Consider the following 17,077-nt stretch of genomic DNA (forward strand, 5'->3'; position numbering starts at 1 on the left):
GCTCTCAGCGTCGAGGGTTGGGATGCGTTGGAATTGCCTCCACTGGTTGCCGAGGGGTTGGAGGGAGTCGGTCAGTCCTGCGCCGGCTGGACCCCCGGGAGTTGGCGGAGCCCCTCGACGAAGAGGCCCAGCCCGAAGTCGAACCGCTCGGCCGGGTCCGCGTCCGCCAGCGCGTCGAGTGCGGCCGCGTACTGGGGCGACACGTCGACGTTGAGCCGCTCGGTGCGGATCCGCCAGTCGCGGTCGGTCGGCAGCTGGAGCTGGGCCTGCTCCTCGATGGTGTGTCCGAGGACGTAGTAGAAGAGTGCGAAGGCGATCCAGCCCGCCTGGGCGGGCGGCAGGCCGGCCCGGCAGAGCACCTGGACGGCCACGTCCGAGCTCATGATGGTGTTCGCTCCGGGGGCGAAGGTGCCGGCCACCACGCGGGCGCCGTCCCGGTGGCTGAACATGGCCGCGCGCAGCCGGCTGCCCAGGATGTGGATCTGCTCGGGCCAGGGGGCGTCGGGCAGCCCGTCGCCGACTCCCTCGATGACCTTGTCGGCCACCGCGTCGAGCAGGGCCTCCTTGTTCGGGAAGTGCCGGTAGAGGGCGCCGCCCTGCACGTTGAGTGCCGCGCCGAGCTTGCGCATGGTGAGTTGGTCCAGGCCCTCGGCGTCGAGGAAGCGCAGCGCCTCGTCGACAATGTCGGTTTTGCGCAGCCGCATTGACTCTCCTTCAGCTTGATTGACACCCCCAGGCTTCCAGGTTACCGTGAACGCCGTTCACGAGTGAACAGCGTTCACTGGTGAACGCTGTTCACTCGTGATTGGCCACTGAGGAGACGTCATGTCCGAGGCCCGAGTCGCGTCCACGCCCCAAGCTCTCCGGCCGAATGTGCCACTCGGCGTGATCGTGACCATGTCCTGTCTTGCCCTGTTCATGGTCGTGCTCGATGCCACCATCGTCACGGTGGCCCTGCCGGACATGCGGACTCAGCTGGGGCTGTCGACCAGTCAGCAGCAGTGGGTGGTCAGCGGTTACCTGATCACCCTGGGTGGCTTCCTGCTCCTGGCGGCGCGGGCCGGCGACCTCTTCGGGCACCGGCAGGTGTTCCTGTTCGGGGCGGCGCTCTTCACCGTCGCCAGCCTGATCGGCGGCCTGGCGCCCAACCCGGCGGTCCTGATCACCGCCCGGATCGCCCAGGGCGCCGGTGCCGCCGCCCTGGCCCCGACCAGCCTGAGCCTCATCACCGCCACCCACACCGACGAGCACGAGCGCGGGCGCGCCCTGTCGCTGTGGAGCATGATGGGCGGGATCGCGGGTCTGGCCGGCGTGGTCCTCGGCGGCGTGCTCACCGCCGAACTGAGCTGGCGCTGGATCCTGTTCGTCAACGTCCTGCCGGGCATCGTGCTGCTGGTCATCGCGGCGCGACTGGTGCTCCCCGTCGCCGCCGGCGAGCGGACCCGGCTGGACCTGCCCGGAGCCCTGTGCGTCACCCTCGGGATCGGGGCGCTCACCTTCGGGCTCTCGGAGGCCTCCAACAAGGGCTGGGGTTCGGCGAGCGTCGTGCTGTCGCTGGTCCTGGCCGCTGTGCTGCTCGGTGCCTTCCTGGTCGCCGAGGCCAAGAGCACCCACCCGCTCATCCCGCTGGACCTGGTCCGGCTGCGGAACCTGCGGATCGCCAACCTGATCTTGTTCTGCCTGGGCGTGACGCTGACGGCGCTGTTCTTCTTCCTGTCGATCTACTGCCAGCAGGTCCTCGGCTACAGCGCGCTGCGCACCGGCATGGCGATGCTGCCCGTCACCGTGGTCTTCATCGCGGGCGGCCTGACCTCCCGCAAGCTCCTGCCCTCGGTCGGCCCCCGGCCGCTGCTGCTGGTCGGCGGCGTCCTCTCCGCGGTGGGCATCGCCCTGCTCGCCACCATCTCCACGCACTCCGACTACCCGACCCACATCCTCGCCCCGAACCTGATCGGCGGGTTCGGCACCAGCCTGATGCTCCTGGCCGCCACCGTCAGCGGAACCGCCGGTGTTGAGCCGAAGAACGCCGGTGCCGCCTCGGGGCTGCTCAACACCTCCCGCCAGATCGGCGGGGCCGTCGGTCTCGCGGTGCTGGTGACCATCGCGTCCACCGTGACCAGCCACGCGAGCGGTCACCCCGCTCACCTCGACGCGCTGGTCCAGGGCTACCGCGTCGCGTTCCTGGTGAACGCGGGCATCATGCTCGTCGCCGCACTGGCCGCGCTGGCGCTGACCGCCACGGGCCCGGCCAAGCAGGTGGCCGACGAGGTGCCCGCCGGTCAGCCGGCAGGGCACTGACCGAACGGTTCCGCGGGGGGTGCCGTCCGGCCCGCGCCGGGCGGCACCGCCGCGCCGAAGGAGGGGCGAGGGGAACATTTCTTCAAGACGCCGGGAAGTTGCTCTTGTGACGCTGTGGCGGTGTCCAAGAAACTCAACGGCTCCACGTCGCCGCTGCTGCGCCGGCCCCGGTACGGGGTCGACGCGCCGGGTTTCCTGGCGGCCAAGGGCGTCGCAGGGGTGGCGTGCTGCCTGGCCGCCGCCCGGTGGCGCCGTGGCCGGGGCACGAACGCGGTCCTCGGGACGGCACTGCTCGCCTCCGCCGGTATCTACCTCCACACCACCTTGCGCGGCAAACTGCGCGTCTGGGAACGGGAGTTGGATCGGATCGGGCTGAACGGCGACGAGCGGCTGCTGGATCTGGGGTGCGGTCGCGGCGCGGTGCTGATCGAGGCTGCGCGGCGACTGCCGGACGGGCAGGCCGACGGTGCGGATCTCTGGTCGAAGGACCAGAGCGGCAACAGCCGCGCCGCCACGCTCGCCAACGCCGCCGCGGCCGGAGCCGCCGACAGGGTCGAGGTTCACACCGCGGACATGACCCGACTCCCGTTCCCGGACAACTCGTTCGACGTGGTGACCAGTGCGGTGGCGATCCACAACATCCATTCGCGCGAAGGCCGTGACCGTGCGGTCGACGAGGCGATGCGGGTGTTGCGCCCCGGTGGGCAGCTGGTCATCGCCGACTTCTGGTGGGCCGCGAAGCAGTACGCGCGACGCCTCGGGCAGGGCACGCCGCGACCGCTCGGGGCGCAGTACTGGTACGGCGGCCCGTGGTTCAGCGTCGTGCTGCTGCACGTGGTCAAGGAACCCTGGCCGATGGAGGAGCAATCGTGCTGACCACCGCGGTGATTCCCTGGAACAGGCTGGTGGTGAAGCAGCAACTGGTCCTGCTGCTCTCGTCGTTGGCGTCGATGGTGCTGTTCATGGTGGCGACCGTCCCAGCGGCCGTGCAGGTGCTTGGTTCGCACCAGCCGCTCAGCTGGCCGGTCTCCGTCGTGGTCTACGCGGCCCTGGCGGTGCGCCGGCGGTACCCGCTCGGCACGGTCGCGGTCACGGTCATCGGGTCGGTCGCGCTGATGGCCGACGGGATGGTCTATCCGCTGACCCTGCTCGCGGTCTTCTGCACGCTGTACTGGGTGGCGCTGGAGTCCTCGCCGGGCCGGGCGCTCGCGGTCGGCGTCACCGTCAAGACGACGCTGCTCGTCGCTTCGCTCATCACCCACCCCGGCATCACGGGCGTGGTCATCGTGCTGTGGGCGGCGCTGGCCGTCAGTACCGGTCTCGCCGCACGCAGCCACCGCGCCTATGTCGCCGAGGCCGAGGAGCGCGCCAAGCGCGCCGAACAGGCCAGGGAGGGCGAGGCGAACCGCCGGGTGGCGGAGGAACGGCTGCGGATCGCACGGGAGTTGCATGATGCGGTGGGCCACCATGTCGCGCTGATCAACGTCCAGGCCGGCGCGCTCGCCTGCCTGCTGGAGGACGAGGACCGGACCCAGGCACTGGAGTCGATCGCGCACATCCAGCACGCCAGCGCCGAAGCCCTGGAGGAACTGCGGCTGACGGTCGGGCTGTTGCGTCAGCCCGGTACGGTCGAGTCGGACGAGCCGACGGAGCCGGTGCCGGGTCTGGACAGGCTCGAAGACCTGATCGCCTCGTTCACCGGCGCGGGCCTTCAGGTCACCCGCGAGGTGACCGGCCAGGCCAGGCCGCTGCCCGAGGCCGTGGAGCTGACCGCCTACCGGGTCATCCAGGAGTCGCTGACCAACACCCGTAAGCACGCGGGCTGCGTCAACACGGTGGTGCGGCTGGGCTACGGGCCCGGGGCGCTGCGGCTCGCGGTCGAGGACGAGGGCAAGCCGGTCCCCTGGGGGAGCCGGCGGATGGCGGGCGGCATCGTCGGAGTCGGCACGGTCGGAGGACACGGCCTGGTGGGCATGCGGGAGCGGGTGACCGCGGTCGGCGGACAGCTGGCGGTGGGACCGAAGCCCGAGGGCGGCTACCGCGTGTTCGCCGAACTCCCGTTGCGGGCAGCCGGAATCGAGGGCGTGTGAACGCGACTCCACCGGCGGCTCCGGCCGCCGCGGTGCCGACCCGCGTGGTCATCGCCGACGACCAGGACCTGGTCCGGGCCGGCCTGCGGCTGGTGATCGACCGTGCGCCGGGGCTGACCGTGGTGGGCGAGGCGGCCACCGGCCACGACGCGGTCCGGGTCGCCCATGAGACCCGTCCGGATGTCGTCCTGATGGACATCCGGATGCCGGGCCTCGACGGGCTGGCCGCGACCAGGCGGATGGCGGCGGACGACAGCCTCGCCGGCGTGCGGGTGCTGATCCTGACGACGTTCGAGGTCGACGACTACGTCTTCGAGGCGCTGCGCTCGGGAGCCAGCGGCTTCCTCGGCAAGGGCGCGCGCCCCGAGGTCCTCATCGACGCGATCCGCACGGTGGCCCGGGGCGAGGCGCTGCTCTCGCCGTCCGCGACCCGGGGCCTCATCGGCAGGTTCCTCACGCTGCACGACACCGAACCGGTCCGCCCCTCGCCGCTGGTCGCCACGCTCACCGAACGCGAACGCCAGGTGGTGGCCCTGGTCGCCGACGGCATGTCCAACGCGGAGATCGCCAGTCAGCTCACGCTCAGCCCGCTGACCGTCAAGACCCACGCCAACCACGCGATGGCCAAACTCGGTGCGCGGGACCGCGCACAACTCGTCGTGCTCGCCTACCAGACCGGTCTGGTGGACGCGCCACGTCCCAGGCCCTGAGCCCCACCGCCGCGATGTGACCGCGACGGCGGGGTGAAGTCCGCCTTCTTCCTTGTCCTTTCCCATCCCACCCGGGCTACTGCGATCGCAGTAGGCGAAACCGCGAACCGCGCCAGATGGCGTGGTTGCGCCCCGGGCAGTCACTGCGGCGGGCCGGAGACCTGGACGGCGCGGATCCGGACGATGGGATTGAACTGAAAGGAACGGAGGATCATGTCAGTCCTTGGACGCTGGTGCTACCGGCACCGCTTCGTTGTGATCATCGCCTGGGTCGGGCTCCTGCTCGGCTTGACGGTGCTGTCGCAGGTAGTGAAGACGAACTACGACAACTCGCTCACGTTGCAGGGGACGGGTTCGGGCAGCGCCCAGGCACTGCTGCAGAAGTCCGCGCCGGCCGCGTCGGGTGACGCCGACCAGATCGTCTGGCAGGTGAGCCAGGGCAGCGTCACCGACCCGGCCATCGAGCAGCGGATCTCCTCGATGCTCACCCAGGTGTCGCACATGCCCGAGGTGGCCTCGGTCGCCAGCCCGTACGTGACGGGCGGCGAGGTCCAGGTGGCCCCGGACAAGCGCACCGCCTACGCCACGGTGACCTTCACCGACGCGGCGGACAACCTGGACAAGAGCGACGTCCACCGGGTGATCAACGCCGCGGTGGCGGCCCGTCAGCCGGGCCTCGCGGTCGAGCTCGGCGGCAAGGGCATCGCGGGTGCCGAGGAGACCCCGGCGTCGAACGCCTCGCTGATCGGCATCGTCGCGGCCGCCGCGATCCTGCTGATCGCCTTCGGGTCGCTGCTGGCCATGGTGGTGCCGATCGTCACCGCGGTGGCGGGCATGGGCGCCGGCCTGCTGCTGGTGTCCCCGCTCAGCCACATGATGTCCGTGAACGGCATCGCGCCGATCCTCGGCGCGCTGATCGGCCTCGGCGTCGGCGTCGACTACGCCCTGTTCATCGTGACCCGGCACCGCCGCAACCTCGAGGCCGGAATGGAACCGGAGGAGTCGACCGCGCGGGCGGTCAACACCTCCGGCCGTGCGGTCCTGTTCGCGGGTGGCACGGTGTGCATCGCGCTGCTCGGTCTGCTCAGCGTCAACCTGACGTTCATCGACGGGCTGGCCGTCCCGGCGGCGATCACCGTGGTGTGCACCGTGATCGCGGCCGTCACGCTGCTGCCCGCGCTGCTCGGCGTGCTCGGCATGCGGGTGATGAGCCGCAAGCAGCGCCGCGCGCTGAAGGAGGCCGGCGGGGCGCTCCGGAACGGGGACGAGAACGGCCTGGCGGCGCGTTGGTCGCGCGTCGTGCCGCGCTTCCCCGCCCTGCTCACCGTCGTGGGGCTCGCGGTGGCGCTGCTGGTGGCCGCTCCGGTCTTCGACCTGCGCCTCGGCTTCGCCGACGCGTCCAACGACCCGACGTCCACGCACACTTACAAGTCGTACAAGATGCTGGCCAAGGGCTTCGGCGCCGGCTTCAACGGCCCGCTGGTGATCGTCGCCCAGGCTGAGAGCCCGGCCGACAAGGCCGCGCTCAAGAAGCTCGACCAGACCCTGTCCACCATGCCCGGGGTGGCCGCCGTGCAGACCGCGCCGAGCGCCGGTTCGTCGATCGAGATCACCCAGGTCGTCCCCACCACGGCGCCCGAGGACAAGGCCACCTCCAACCTGATCAACCACCTTCGCAACACGGTCATCCCGCAGTACACCAACGGCACCACGCTGCACGTCTACATCGGCGGGCTCACGGCCACGATGATCGACTTCGCGACCGTGACCACCGACAAGCTGCCCTGGCTCCTCCTCACCATCGTGGGCTTCGGCTTCCTGCTCCTGGTGCTCGCCTTCCGCAGCCTGCTCATCCCGGCGTTCACCGCGGTGCTCAACCTGCTGTCGGCGGCGGCCTCGTTCGGTGTCCTCACCGCCTTCTTCCAGTGGGGCTGGGGGACCAAGCTGTTCGGACTCGGCTCGCCCAGCCCGATCGAGGGCTACCTGCCGGAGCTGGTGCTCGCCGTCCTGTTCGGTCTGTCCATGGACTACCAGGTGTTCCTGGTCAGCCGGATGGCCGAGGAGTGGCAGCACACCCGTGACAACACCCGGTCGGTGTTGGCCGGCGTGACCCACACCGCGCGGGTCATCACCGCCGCGGCGCTGATCATGATCGCGGTGTTCACCGCCTTCATCTTCACCGGCCAGCGCGGCATCGCCGAGTTCGGCGTCGGCCTGGCGGCCGCCGTGGCGCTGGACGCCTTCGTCCTGCGGACGGTGCTCGTCCCGGCGGTGATGTACATGTGCGGCAAGGCCAACTGGTGGCTGCCGAAGTGGCTGGACCGCATCCTCCCGCACCTGGCCATCGAGCCGGCCGAGGAGGAGGAGCTCACCCCCGCGCCCGGTCGCGTGCTCGTTTGACCGTAGCCGGCGCACATCCATCCGGTTGCCGACGGGGTACCGGGCCATCCCGGTCACCCCGTCGGCCTTTTGGGCTCTAGGAGGTTGCTGATGTCGTCGATGTTGGGGCTCGTGGAGGAGTTGGAGGGCTGGGCGCGGCGCGAGGTCGAGCGGCTCCGGTACGAGGCGGCCCGGGTGGCAGTCGCTCTCAAGGAGGTCGAGGGGGAGTTGGCGCGGCTGGTCAGCGTGCGGGAGGCGCTGCAGCAGCGGACGCTGCGGCCGGAGCACGGCGACCGCTGGGACACGGCGGTGCCCCGGGCGGCCGGCGCGGCTGGCGGGGGGATCCGGGTGACGGTGCCGGACCGGGAGCCGGGCATGGACCTGACGGCGCTTCCGGGGACCTACCGGAAGTTGGCGCAGATCCTTCAGGGTTCACAAGTACCATTGCAGGCCAGCGAGTTGACACGTCTGCTCGGAATAGAGCTGACGGCCTCGGCGGTCGAGGGGGTGCGGGCCAAGGCGAAGCGCCTGGTGGTGCACGGATGGGCGGTGCAGGCCGACCGGGGCCGGTTCGCGTCGCCGTCCGCCTAGGGACACGGAGTCTCATTGATGACGCCGCCGAGCACTCGCGCGCGGAGGAGCCGGTGAGCGGTCAGGTCGGCTTTGGGTACTGGGTGCTCCTGGGCGAGGGGAGGGAGCTGATTCCGAGCCTGGTGCGGGCGATGACGGCTGTAGTGCCGGGCGTAGGCGTCAGGGACCTGCCGGGCGTGGGTCTCGTTCCATATCAGCAGGTGGTCGAGGATTTCTCGCCGCAGGGTGCCGATTACTCGTGCGCAGTGGGCGTTCGCTCGCGGAGCACGGGGCGGCGTTTTGATGACCTCCATGTCCTCAGCCTCGAAGACCATGTCGAACGATGCGGTGTACTTCGCGTCCCGGTCGCGGATCAGGAAGCGCAGTGAGTCGAGCCGGATGCCCAACTCGACGGCGAGGTTTCTCGCCTGCTGCACCGCCCAGGGACCTGTCGGGTGGGCGGTCACTCCGGTGATGTGCAGTCGGCGTGTGCCGTGCTCGAGGAAGACCAGCGCGTACACCCGGCGCAGGTCGACCAGATCGATGTGCACGAAGTCGCAGGCGATGACACCCTCGGCTGTGCGGTCAGGAACTCGCGCCACGTCGGCCCACCGCGGCGCGGGGCCGGATCGATGCCCGCCGCCGTCAGGATCTCCCAGACCGTCGTCGTGCCGATCGGATGCCCGAGGCGGACCAGTTCGCCCTGGATCCGACGGCAGCCCCAGCGCGGATTCTCCTTGGCCAGCCGCAGCACCAGCCTTTTCAGCGCGCTCGCGGTGCCACGCGAGCAGAGTCCCGGGCGTCACCGGAAACACCTTCCTTCGCCCGTGTTCCCGTGGGAACACGGGGATGTTGGGCCCACTGTGCGGGGGCTGCGGCCGTTCTGTGTGGGGCGATCTGATTTACCGTCACCGACACCCGCTGGTAAAGGATTCGATATCGGCGGTTCAAGGGTCTTGCTGTGGTCTTGTTCTGTTCATGACTCACCCGATGGGATGCGCCTGACCACCACGTCCGACTCAGGACGTCTCAGGACCATTCAGGGGACCACATGCACATAGCCCGTACCGGGCGCGGAGTCGCGGCGTCCGCCGCCACCGTCGCGCTCGTCGCCGCCGCACTGGCGGTCAGCTCCCAGGCCGGCGCCACCACCGCCGCGCCCGCCGCCGTACCGCACACCTTCGCGGTACCGGCCGTCGCGGGGCACAACCTGGTCCACGGCGTGGCCAGCCCCCTCCCCATCGCGCAGTGCCAGGCCAAGTGGCACATCGCCTGCTACACCCCGCTGCAGTACCGCACCGCGTACAACCTGAACCCGCTGTACAAGAAGGGCATCACGGGCAAGGGCCGTACGATCGTCATCGTCGACTCGTTCGGGTCCCCGACCGTCCAGCACGACCTGGACGTCTACAGCAAGCAGTTCGGGCTGCCCAGCACCAAGGTCAACGTGGTCAAGTGGGGTCACGTCCCCGCCTTCGACCCCAAGAACTCGGACATGACCGGCTGGGCCGGCGAGACCACGCTCGACGTCGAGATGGCCCACGCCGTCGCGCCGGGAGCGAAGATCGTCCTGGTGGAGACGGCCGTCTCCGAGACCGAGGGCACCACCGGTCTGCCGGAGATGATGTCCGCCGAGAAGAACCTGATCGACCACGGGGTCGGCGACGTCATCAGCCAGAGCTTCGGCGCCACCGAGAACACGTTCCCGGGCTTCGGCAGGGGCGACTTCACCAGCATCAAGAAGCTGCGGTACGCCTTCGAGGACGCGCAGCGCAAGCACGTGACGGTCCTCGCCTCCTCCGGTGACGGCGGCGCCACCGACATGAAGGCCGACGGCAAGACGTACTACAACAAGCGCGTCAACTCGTGGCCGTCGTCCGACCCGTTGGTCACCTCCATCGGCGGCACCCAGCTGCACCTGAACGACAAGGGCGAGCGGGTCAAGCCGGACAGCGTCTACAACGACTACGGCGCGGGCGGCGGCGGTCAGTCCCACGTCTTCACCCGCCCGTCGTTCCAGGACGGTGTGAAGAACGTCGTCGGCACCCGCCGCGGCACCCCGGACATCTCGATGGCCGCCGCGGTCAACGGCGGTGCCTGGGTCTACTCCAGCTACGACCCGACCGCCACCGGCTGGGACGTCTCCGGCGGCACCAGCGAGGCCAGCCCGCTCTTCTCGGGCATCGTCGCCCTCGCCGACCAGGCGGCCGGTCACCGTCTGGGCAACATCAACGCGGCCCTGTACACCCTTCTGAAGCAGAAGAACCCGGGCATCGTCGACGTCAACGACGGCACGGACAACAGCTACGAAGGCGTGAAGGGCTACAAGGCCGTCAACGGCTACGACATGGCCACCGGCGTGGGCACGCTGGACGCCCTGCGCCTCGTGCCGGCCCTCGCGAAGGCGAGCCACGGCTGACGGTCCGGGTCTGACGACCGCGGTCGCGTCTCACCGCAAGGAACGGCCCGGGTCCCGGTGGACCCGGGCCGTTTCGCACGTGCGGGTCTTTCCGGGCCTGCGGGCGACGCCGGACCGCGTCGCACGAACCGTATCGGCCGAACGGACGCGCGAGGGGTGGTGAGGTCGGCCCGTTTCGGGTACCAACGATCCAGTAGCACTGGTCAGTGAGTAACGATCCTAATCATCCCTCTTCGCGGCGAGGTGAGCCTCATGTCCGCCCCCACCACCCCACGTACCACCGTGACCGAGCGTGAAGCCCGCCAGGTGGCGGAGGCCGCCCGGGAACAGGACTGGCGCAAGCCCAGCTTCGCCAAGGAACTGTTCCTCGGACGCTTCCGGCTCGACCTCGTCCACCCCCATCCGCTCCCCGACGACGAGGCCGTACGGCGCGGCGAGGAGTTCCTCGCCAAGCTGCGCGACTTCTGCGAGACGACGATCGACCCCGCCCGCATCGAGCGCGAGGCGCGGATCCCGGACGAGGTCATCGCGGGCCTGAAGGACCTCGGCGCGCTCGGCATGAAGATCGACCCCAAGTACGGCGGTCTCGGCCTCACCCAGCTGTACTACAACAAGGCCCTGGCCCTGGTCGGCTCCGCCAGCCCCGCGGTCGGCGCCCTGCTCTCCGCGCACCAGTCGATCGGCGTACCGCAGCCGCTGAAGATGTTCGGCACGCAGGAGCAGAAGGACACCTTCCTGCCGCGCTGCGCCCGCACCGACATCTCCGCCTTCCTGCTCACCGAGCCGGACGTCGGCTCGGACCCGGCCCGCCTCGCCACCACGGCCGTACCCGACGGCGAGGACTACGTCCTCGACGGGGTGAAACTCTGGACCACCAACGGGGTGGTCGCCGACCTGCTCGTCGTCATGGCCCGGGTGCCGCAGTCCGAGGGGCACAAGGGCGGCATCACCGCCTTCGTGGTGGAGGCCGCGGCCGAGGGGATCACCGTCGAGAACCGCAACGCCTTCATGGGCCTGCGCGGCCTCGAGAACGGCGTCACCCGCTTCCACCAGGTCCGGGTCCCGGCCGCCAACCGGATCGGCCCCGAGGGCGCGGGCCTGAAGATCGCGCTCACCACCCTCAACACCGGCCGGCTGTCGCTGCCCGCGATGTGCGCGGGCAGCGGCAAGTGGTGTCTGAAGATCGCCCGCCAGTGGGCGGCGGAGCGGGAGCAGTGGGGCAAGCCGGTCGCCCTGCACGAGGCGGTGGGCTCGAAGATCTCCTTCATCGCGGCCACCACCTTCGCGCTCGAAGCCGTCCTCGACCTGTCCTCCCAGATGGCCGACGAGGACCGCAACGACATCCGCATCGAGGCCGCCCTCGCCAAGCTCTACGGCTCCGAGATGGCCTGGCTGATGGCCGACGAGCTGGTCCAGATCCGCGGCGGGCGGGGCTACGAGACCGCCGAGTCGCTCAAGGCGCGCGGCGAGCGGGCCGTCCCGGCCGAGCAGATCCTGCGGGATCTGCGCATCAACCGCATCTTCGAGGGCTCGACGGAGATCATGCACCTCCTCATCGCCCGCGAGGCCGTCGACGCCCACCTCTCGGTCGCCGGTGACCTCATCGACCCCGACAAGTCCCTGTCGGACAAGGCGAAGGCGGGCGCGAGCGCGGGTGTCTTCTACGCCAAGTGGCTGCCGAAGCTGGTCGCGGGACCCGGGCAACTGCCGTCGTCATACGGCGAGTTCAAGCGCGAGACCGACCTCTCCGGACACCTGCGGTACGTCGAGCGGCACGCCCGCAAGCTGGCCCGGTCCACCTTCTACGCCATGTCCCGCTGGCAGGGCCGGATGGAGACCAAGCAGGGCTTCCTGGGGCGGATCGTGGACATCGGTGCGGAGCTGTTCGCGATGAGCGCGGCCTGTGTGCGGGCCGAGCTGCTGCGCAGCCGGGGCGAGCACGGCCGCGAGGCCTACCAGCTCGCCGACGCCTTCTGCCGCCAAGCCCGTATCCGGGTCGAGGAGCTCTTCGAGCGCCTGTGGACCAATACCGATGAACTGGACCGGAAGGTGGTCAAGGGCGTGCTCGCCGGGAACTACGAATGGCTGGAGGACGGGATCGTCGACCCGTCCGGGGACGGCCCGTGGATCGCGGATGCGACCCCCGGACCGTCCACCCGGGAGAACGCCCGCCGCCCGTTCGGCGGCTAGGCGACTCCCGTGTGCCGAGGGGCACTTGGGGTCAGTTGCTGCCCCAGGTGCCCTGGTTCACGGCGCAGGTCCAGCCCGTGCCGTGGAGGGTGAACTTCACGGCGTAGTTGTGGGTGTTGAGCAGGTGCGTCTGCACCTTCACCCCGAGGCTGGCCTTCGCCTTGAGGGTCCCCGCGTACACGGACACCGTCTTCGTCGTCTTGTTGGTGACCCGGCCGCCCTTGGGCGTGGCCGAGCCGTAGCGGATGTTCCTGACGTCCGAGACGGTGAACGTGACCCGCTTGAACGACTTGGTCGTGCTCGTGTTCTTGATCCCGAAGTACAGACCGCCGTTGGTCACCCAGCCGTGCGAGTTCACGTAGAAGCGGGTCGGGTAGACGAGGTTGACCGGGCAGCCGGTGCTCTGAGGAGCCACGGTCGTGCTCTGCGGAGCCACGGTCGCCGCCGACGCCGCGCCGGCGAGGCCGAGTTGAGCGGCGGTGACGAGCCCTGCGGTGGCCAGAACGGCCGCGGTCGCGCGCTTGTGATGCATCGTGGAAATACTCCCCCTGTGACACTGGCCCGACCTGACGGGCCACAGCCGGAAGAATGCCATCCCCGACACCCGGTCGCGCGCGATTTACCGCGGCCCGGCAAGAGTTGTTACGGCAGCAGTACAAACCGTTTCAGCAGTACTTGTCGCTCGGATCCCGCGTCGTCCAGGAACAGGAGTCGACCCTGGTGCCGTTCGCCTTGGTCAGTGTGGCCGTGTCGGCGTCGTTGTTCCAGACGTAGGCGCGGCGGTCCTGGTACTTGTCCGACCCGGTGTCCGAGCCGATACCGGTGTGGATCTTCATGTACTTCCCGGCGCCGATCCTGACGTTCGGGAAGACGTACCGGTGGTTCGAGGCGTCCTTCAGGACCCAGCCGCCCAGCGAGATCGCCGAGCCGCTGGTGTTCTTGATCTGCACCCACTCGGCGTTCAGGCTGCCGTTCGAGCGGTTGTCCGCGCCCGGGCTGTCGAACCAGACGTGGTAGATCTGCACTCCGCCGGCCGCCTGGGCCGGGGTGCTGAGCATGGTGCCGGTGAGCAGGGCCGCGCCCGCGAGGGCGGCGGGCAGGGCGGCGCGTATGCGCGCAGTACGCATGGAGAGATCCCCCCAAGGATGTCGTCCGCGAAGTGGTCCCGAGCCGGTCCGAGTCGGTCCGGGGCAGTCCGGGTCAGTGCGAGTCAGCCGTCCACCGGCCCAGGGAATGAAGTGTTATCACACGATCTTCACCATGACTCCACAACCGGAAAATCACTCCATCCGGCGACGAAAACTGTTAACGCACCCGCCCGAGGGACGCCCTGTCCTGGCCGTCGGCGGTAGCGGCCACAATGGAGGGATGACCGACAGTCCCGCCAGTCCCGCACCCCTCGCCGACCCGCACCTCGTGTACGACCCCTTCGCGGGAGACGGCCCGAAGGACGTGGTGATCCTCGGCTCCACCGGGTCCATCGGCACCCAGGCCATCGACCTGGTCCTGCGCCACCCCGACCGCTTCCGGGTCACCGCCCTGTCCGCGAACGGCGCCCGTGTCGCCCTCCTCGCCGAGCAGGCGCACCGGCTGCGCGTCCGCACCGTCGCGGTCGCCCGCGAGGACGCCGTACCGGCGCTGCGCCAGGCGCTCGCCGAGCGGTACGGCACCGGGGAGCCGCTGCCCGAGATCCTCGCCGGAGCGGACGCGGCCACCCAGGTCGCCGCCTCGGACTGTCACACCGTCCTCAACGGCATCACCGGTTCCATCGGCCTCGCGCCCACCCTCGCCGCCCTGAAGGCGGGCCACACCCTCGCGCTCGCCAACAAGGAGTCGCTGATCGTCGGCGGCCCGCTGGTCAAGGCGCTCGCCAAGCCCGGCCAGATCATCCCGGTCGACTCCGAGCACGCGGCGCTCTTCCAGGCGCTCGCCGCCGGCAGCCGCGCGGACGTGCGCAAGCTGGTCGTCACCGCCTCCGGCGGCCCCTTCCACGGCCGTACGAAGCAGGAGCTGGCGCACGTCACCGTCGAGGACGCCCTGGCGCACCCCACCTGGGCCATGGGCCCGGTGATCACGATCAACTCCGCCACGCTGGTCAACAAGGGGCTGGAGGTCATCGAGGCGCACCTCCTCTACGACATTCCCTTCGACCGCATTGAGGTGGTCGTGCATCCCCAGTCGTATGTCCACTCGATGGTCGAGTTCACCGACGGCTCCACGATCGCCCAGGCGACGCCCCCCGACATGCGCGGGCCCATTGCCATCGGCCTGGGCTGGCCCGAGCGCATCCCGGACGCCGCCCCCGCCTTCGACTGGAGCAAGGCCTCCACCTGGGAGTTCTTCCCGCTCGACAACGAGGCCTTCCCCTCGGTGAACCTCGCCCGGCACGTGGGGCGGCTCGCGGGCACCGCCCCGGCGGTGTTCAATGCCGCCAACGAGGAGTGCGTCGAGGCCTTCCGCAGCGGCGCGCTGCCCTTCAACGGCATCATGGAGACCGTCATCCGGGTGGTCGACGAGCACGGCACCCCGGACGCGGGAACTTCACTCACCGTGTCGGACGTCCTCGAAGCGGAGACCTGGGCACGGGCCCGGGCCCGTGAACTGACCCACCGGACGGCGAACGCGGAGGCGCGTGCATGACGACCTTGATGTTCATCCTCGGGATAGTGGTCTTCGCAGTAGGCCTGCTCGTGTCCATCGCGTGGCACGAGCTGGGGCACCTGTCGACGGCCAAGCTCTTCGGCATCCGCGTCCCGCAGTACATGGTCGGCTTCGGACCGACCATCTGGTCGCGCACCAAGGGCGACACCGAGTACGGCATCAAGGCCGTCCCGCTCGGCGGCTACATCCGCATGATCGGCATGTTCCCGCCGGACGACGACGGCCGGGTCTCCGCCCGCTCCACCTCCCCGTGGCGCGGCATGATCGAGGACGCCCGCTCGGCGGCCTTCGAGGAGCTGAAGCCGGGCGACGAGACGCGCATGTTCTACACGCGCAAGCCGTGGAAGCGGGTCATCGTCATGTTCGCGGGCCCGTTCATGAACCTGATCCTCGCGATCGGCCTGTTCCTCACCGTCCTCATGGGCTTCGGCATCCAGCAGCAGACCACCACGGTCGCCTCGGTCTCGCCCTGCGTCATCGCGCAGAGCGAGAACCGCGACAGCTGCAAGAAGTCCGACCAGGCCTCCCCGGCCCAGGCCGCCGGAATGAAGGCGGGCGACAAGATCGTCTCCTTCGACGGCAAGCCGACCAAGGACTGGAACACGCTGTCCGACCTCATCCGTGACAGCGCCGGGAAGACCGTCCCGATCGTCGTCGAGCGGCACGGCCGGCCGCTCACGCTGCACGCGAAGATCGCCACCAACCAGGTCACCAAGAAGGACTCCAGCGGCGCCTACGTCCAGGGCAAGTACGTCAAGGCGGGCTTCCTCGGCTTCAGTGCCGCCACCGGTGTCTTCCAGCAGAGCTTCGGCGAGTCCGTGACCTGGATGACCGACCGGGTCGGCGACGCCGTCGACAACCTCGTCGCCCTGCCCGGCAAGATCCCCGCCCTGTGGGACGCCACCTTCGGTGACGCCCCGCGCCAGCCGGACTCCCCGATGGGCATCGTCGGCGCGGCCCGCATCACCGGTGACATCGCCACCCTGGACATCCCCGCCTCTCAGCAGGTGGCGATGTTCGTGTTCGTGCTCGCCGGCTTCAACCTCTCCCTGTTCCTGTTCAACATGCTCCCGCTGCTCCCGCTCGACGGCGGCCACATCGCCGGCGCCCTGTGGGAGTCGCTGCGGCGGCAGGTGGCGAGGGTGCTGCGCCGGCCGGACCCCGGCCCGTTCGACGTGGCCAAGCTGATGCCGGTGGCGTACGTGGTGGCCGGGATCTTCGTCTGCTTCACCGTCCTGGTACTGATCGCGGACCTGGTTAACCCGGTGAAAATCTCGTAGCCATCCGACGTTCCAGGCGGCCCGGAACTCTGTGTTCCGGGCCGCCTTCCATTGAGTGGCTTTGTCGGGTGGGATGTGCTCGGGCCCAGGGCGGTGTCGTAATCTCGAAGCCTGGAGCCCGCCGTTCATGGGGCCGGACCTTGATCCACGACTTGGGGTTGCACAGCAGATGACTGCGATTTCTCTCGGCATGCCGTCCGTTCCGACCAAGCTCGCCGAGCGCCGCAAGAGCCGGCAGATCCAGGTCGGAAGCGTGGCGGTCGGCGGAGACGCGCCCGTCTCGGTCCAGTCGATGACCACGACGCGTACGTCGGACGTCGGCGCGACGCTGCAGCAGATCGCGGAGCTGACCGCGTCCGGCTGCCAGATCGTGCGGGTGGCCTGCCCGACGCAGGACGACGCCGACGTTCTGGCGACCATCGCCAAGAAGTCGCAGATCCCGGTGATCGCGGACATCCACTTCCAGCCGAAGTACGTGTT

General features: G+C 69.7%; 14 protein-coding genes and 1 pseudogene. 11 read left to right on the plus strand and 4 right to left on the minus strand.

Annotated features, from left to right (window positions below):
* Window positions 1-71 precede the first annotated feature (71 nt).
* On the minus strand, window positions 72-704 hold the full coding sequence (locus ACWD35_RS36135; RefSeq protein WP_451355595.1) for a TetR/AcrR family transcriptional regulator C-terminal domain-containing protein: 633 nt from the start codon (window positions 702-704) through the stop codon (window positions 72-74).
* A 121-nt stretch (window positions 705-825) separates the two neighbouring features.
* Here ACWD35_RS36135 and ACWD35_RS36140 point away from each other — a divergent pair, with 121 nt between their 5' ends.
* From ACWD35_RS36140 to ACWD35_RS36165, 6 genes are all read left to right on the plus strand, one after another.
* Window positions 826-2,298: an MFS transporter gene (locus ACWD35_RS36140; protein ID WP_451355596.1), complete on the plus strand. Its 1,473-nt coding sequence runs from the start codon at window positions 826-828 to the stop codon at window positions 2,296-2,298.
* 120 nt (window positions 2,299-2,418) lie between these two features.
* On the plus strand, window positions 2,419-3,174 hold the full coding sequence (locus tag ACWD35_RS36145) for a class I SAM-dependent methyltransferase (RefSeq protein WP_451355597.1): 756 nt from the start codon (window positions 2,419-2,421) through the stop codon (window positions 3,172-3,174).
* Window positions 3,168-4,388 (plus strand): sensor histidine kinase, encoded by a 1,221-nt coding sequence (locus ACWD35_RS36150; protein ID WP_451355598.1) that lies wholly within the window; start codon window positions 3,168-3,170, stop codon window positions 4,386-4,388. The genes ACWD35_RS36145 and ACWD35_RS36150 overlap by 7 nt, the downstream gene beginning before the upstream one ends.
* Before the next feature lie 32 nt (window positions 4,389-4,420).
* The gene (locus ACWD35_RS36155; RefSeq protein ID WP_451355609.1) at window positions 4,421-5,098 is read left to right on the plus strand and encodes a response regulator; all 678 of its coding nucleotides are present in this window, start codon (window positions 4,421-4,423) and stop codon (window positions 5,096-5,098) included.
* Window positions 5,099-5,311: 213 nt separating this feature from the next.
* Window positions 5,312-7,498, plus strand: coding sequence for an MMPL family transporter (locus ACWD35_RS36160; protein ID WP_451355599.1), 2,187 nt, complete (start codon window positions 5,312-5,314; stop codon window positions 7,496-7,498).
* Between the two features lie 90 nt (window positions 7,499-7,588).
* Window positions 7,589-8,068 (plus strand): hypothetical protein, encoded by a 480-nt coding sequence (locus tag ACWD35_RS36165; RefSeq protein WP_451355600.1) that lies wholly within the window; start codon window positions 7,589-7,591, stop codon window positions 8,066-8,068.
* Here ACWD35_RS36165 and ACWD35_RS36170 read toward each other — a convergent pair.
* Window positions 8,065-8,865: pseudogene (locus ACWD35_RS36170) on the minus strand (integrase core domain-containing protein); the annotation flags it as partial. The gene ACWD35_RS36165 and the pseudogene ACWD35_RS36170 sit on opposite strands and share 4 nt — an antisense overlap.
* Window positions 8,866-9,098: 233 nt before the next feature.
* Here ACWD35_RS36170 and ACWD35_RS36175 point away from each other — a divergent pair.
* Complete coding sequence (locus tag ACWD35_RS36175; protein ID WP_451355601.1) at window positions 9,099-10,466, plus strand: S53 family peptidase; 1,368 nt, start codon at window positions 9,099-9,101, stop codon at window positions 10,464-10,466.
* Between the two features lie 252 nt (window positions 10,467-10,718).
* The gene (locus ACWD35_RS36180; RefSeq protein WP_451355602.1) at window positions 10,719-12,656 is read left to right on the plus strand and encodes an acyl-CoA dehydrogenase family protein; all 1,938 of its coding nucleotides are present in this window, start codon (window positions 10,719-10,721) and stop codon (window positions 12,654-12,656) included.
* Between the two features lie 31 nt (window positions 12,657-12,687).
* Here ACWD35_RS36180 and ACWD35_RS36185 read toward each other — a convergent pair whose 3' ends face one another.
* Together ACWD35_RS36185 and ACWD35_RS36190 are read right to left on the minus strand one after the other, a co-directional pair.
* On the minus strand, window positions 12,688-13,188 hold the full coding sequence (locus ACWD35_RS36185; RefSeq protein ID WP_451355603.1) for a hypothetical protein: 501 nt from the start codon (window positions 13,186-13,188) through the stop codon (window positions 12,688-12,690).
* A gap of 133 nt (window positions 13,189-13,321) precedes the next feature.
* Window positions 13,322-13,783, minus strand: coding sequence for a lamin tail domain-containing protein (locus ACWD35_RS36190; RefSeq protein ID WP_451355604.1), 462 nt, complete (start codon window positions 13,781-13,783; stop codon window positions 13,322-13,324).
* Window positions 13,784-14,024: 241 nt separating this feature from the next.
* Between ACWD35_RS36190 and dxr the strand changes: the two genes are divergently transcribed.
* The 3 genes from dxr to ACWD35_RS36205 all read left to right on the plus strand — a co-directional run.
* On the plus strand, window positions 14,025-15,296 hold the full coding sequence (gene dxr, locus ACWD35_RS36195; protein ID WP_451355605.1) for a 1-deoxy-D-xylulose-5-phosphate reductoisomerase: 1,272 nt from the start codon (window positions 14,025-14,027) through the stop codon (window positions 15,294-15,296).
* Window positions 15,293-16,597, plus strand: coding sequence for a M50 family metallopeptidase (locus tag ACWD35_RS36200; protein ID WP_451355606.1), 1,305 nt, complete (start codon window positions 15,293-15,295; stop codon window positions 16,595-16,597). Before dxr ends, ACWD35_RS36200 begins: the two co-directional genes overlap by 4 nt.
* 169 nt (window positions 16,598-16,766) lie before the next feature.
* A partial coding sequence (locus ACWD35_RS36205; protein WP_451355607.1) for a flavodoxin-dependent (E)-4-hydroxy-3-methylbut-2-enyl-diphosphate synthase occupies window positions 16,767-17,077 on the plus strand: 311 nt, incomplete at its 3' end.

This window comes from Streptomyces sp. NPDC002671, from assembly GCF_053592475.1.

What these genes read in the sequence shown, in the direction of transcription:
- ACWD35_RS36135 (WP_451355595.1), bottom strand. Translation starts at nt 704, where the DNA reads ATGCGGCTGCGCAAAACCGACATTGTCGACGAGGCGCTGCGCTTCCTC.
- ACWD35_RS36140 (WP_451355596.1), top strand. Translation starts at nt 826, where the DNA reads ATGTCCGAGGCCCGAGTCGCGTCCACGCCCCAAGCTCTCCGGCCGAAT.
- ACWD35_RS36160 (WP_451355599.1), top strand. Translation starts at nt 5,312, where the DNA reads ATGTCAGTCCTTGGACGCTGGTGCTACCGGCACCGCTTCGTTGTGATC.
- ACWD35_RS36165 (WP_451355600.1), top strand. Translation starts at nt 7,589, where the DNA reads ATGTCGTCGATGTTGGGGCTCGTGGAGGAGTTGGAGGGCTGGGCGCGG.
- ACWD35_RS36175 (WP_451355601.1), top strand. Translation starts at nt 9,099, where the DNA reads ATGCACATAGCCCGTACCGGGCGCGGAGTCGCGGCGTCCGCCGCCACC.
- ACWD35_RS36180 (WP_451355602.1), top strand. Translation starts at nt 10,719, where the DNA reads ATGTCCGCCCCCACCACCCCACGTACCACCGTGACCGAGCGTGAAGCC.
- ACWD35_RS36185 (WP_451355603.1), bottom strand. Translation starts at nt 13,188, where the DNA reads ATGCATCACAAGCGCGCGACCGCGGCCGTTCTGGCCACCGCAGGGCTC.
- ACWD35_RS36190 (WP_451355604.1), bottom strand. Translation starts at nt 13,783, where the DNA reads ATGCGTACTGCGCGCATACGCGCCGCCCTGCCCGCCGCCCTCGCGGGC.
- dxr (WP_451355605.1), top strand. Translation starts at nt 14,025, where the DNA reads ATGACCGACAGTCCCGCCAGTCCCGCACCCCTCGCCGACCCGCACCTC.
- ACWD35_RS36200 (WP_451355606.1), top strand. Translation starts at nt 15,293, where the DNA reads ATGACGACCTTGATGTTCATCCTCGGGATAGTGGTCTTCGCAGTAGGC.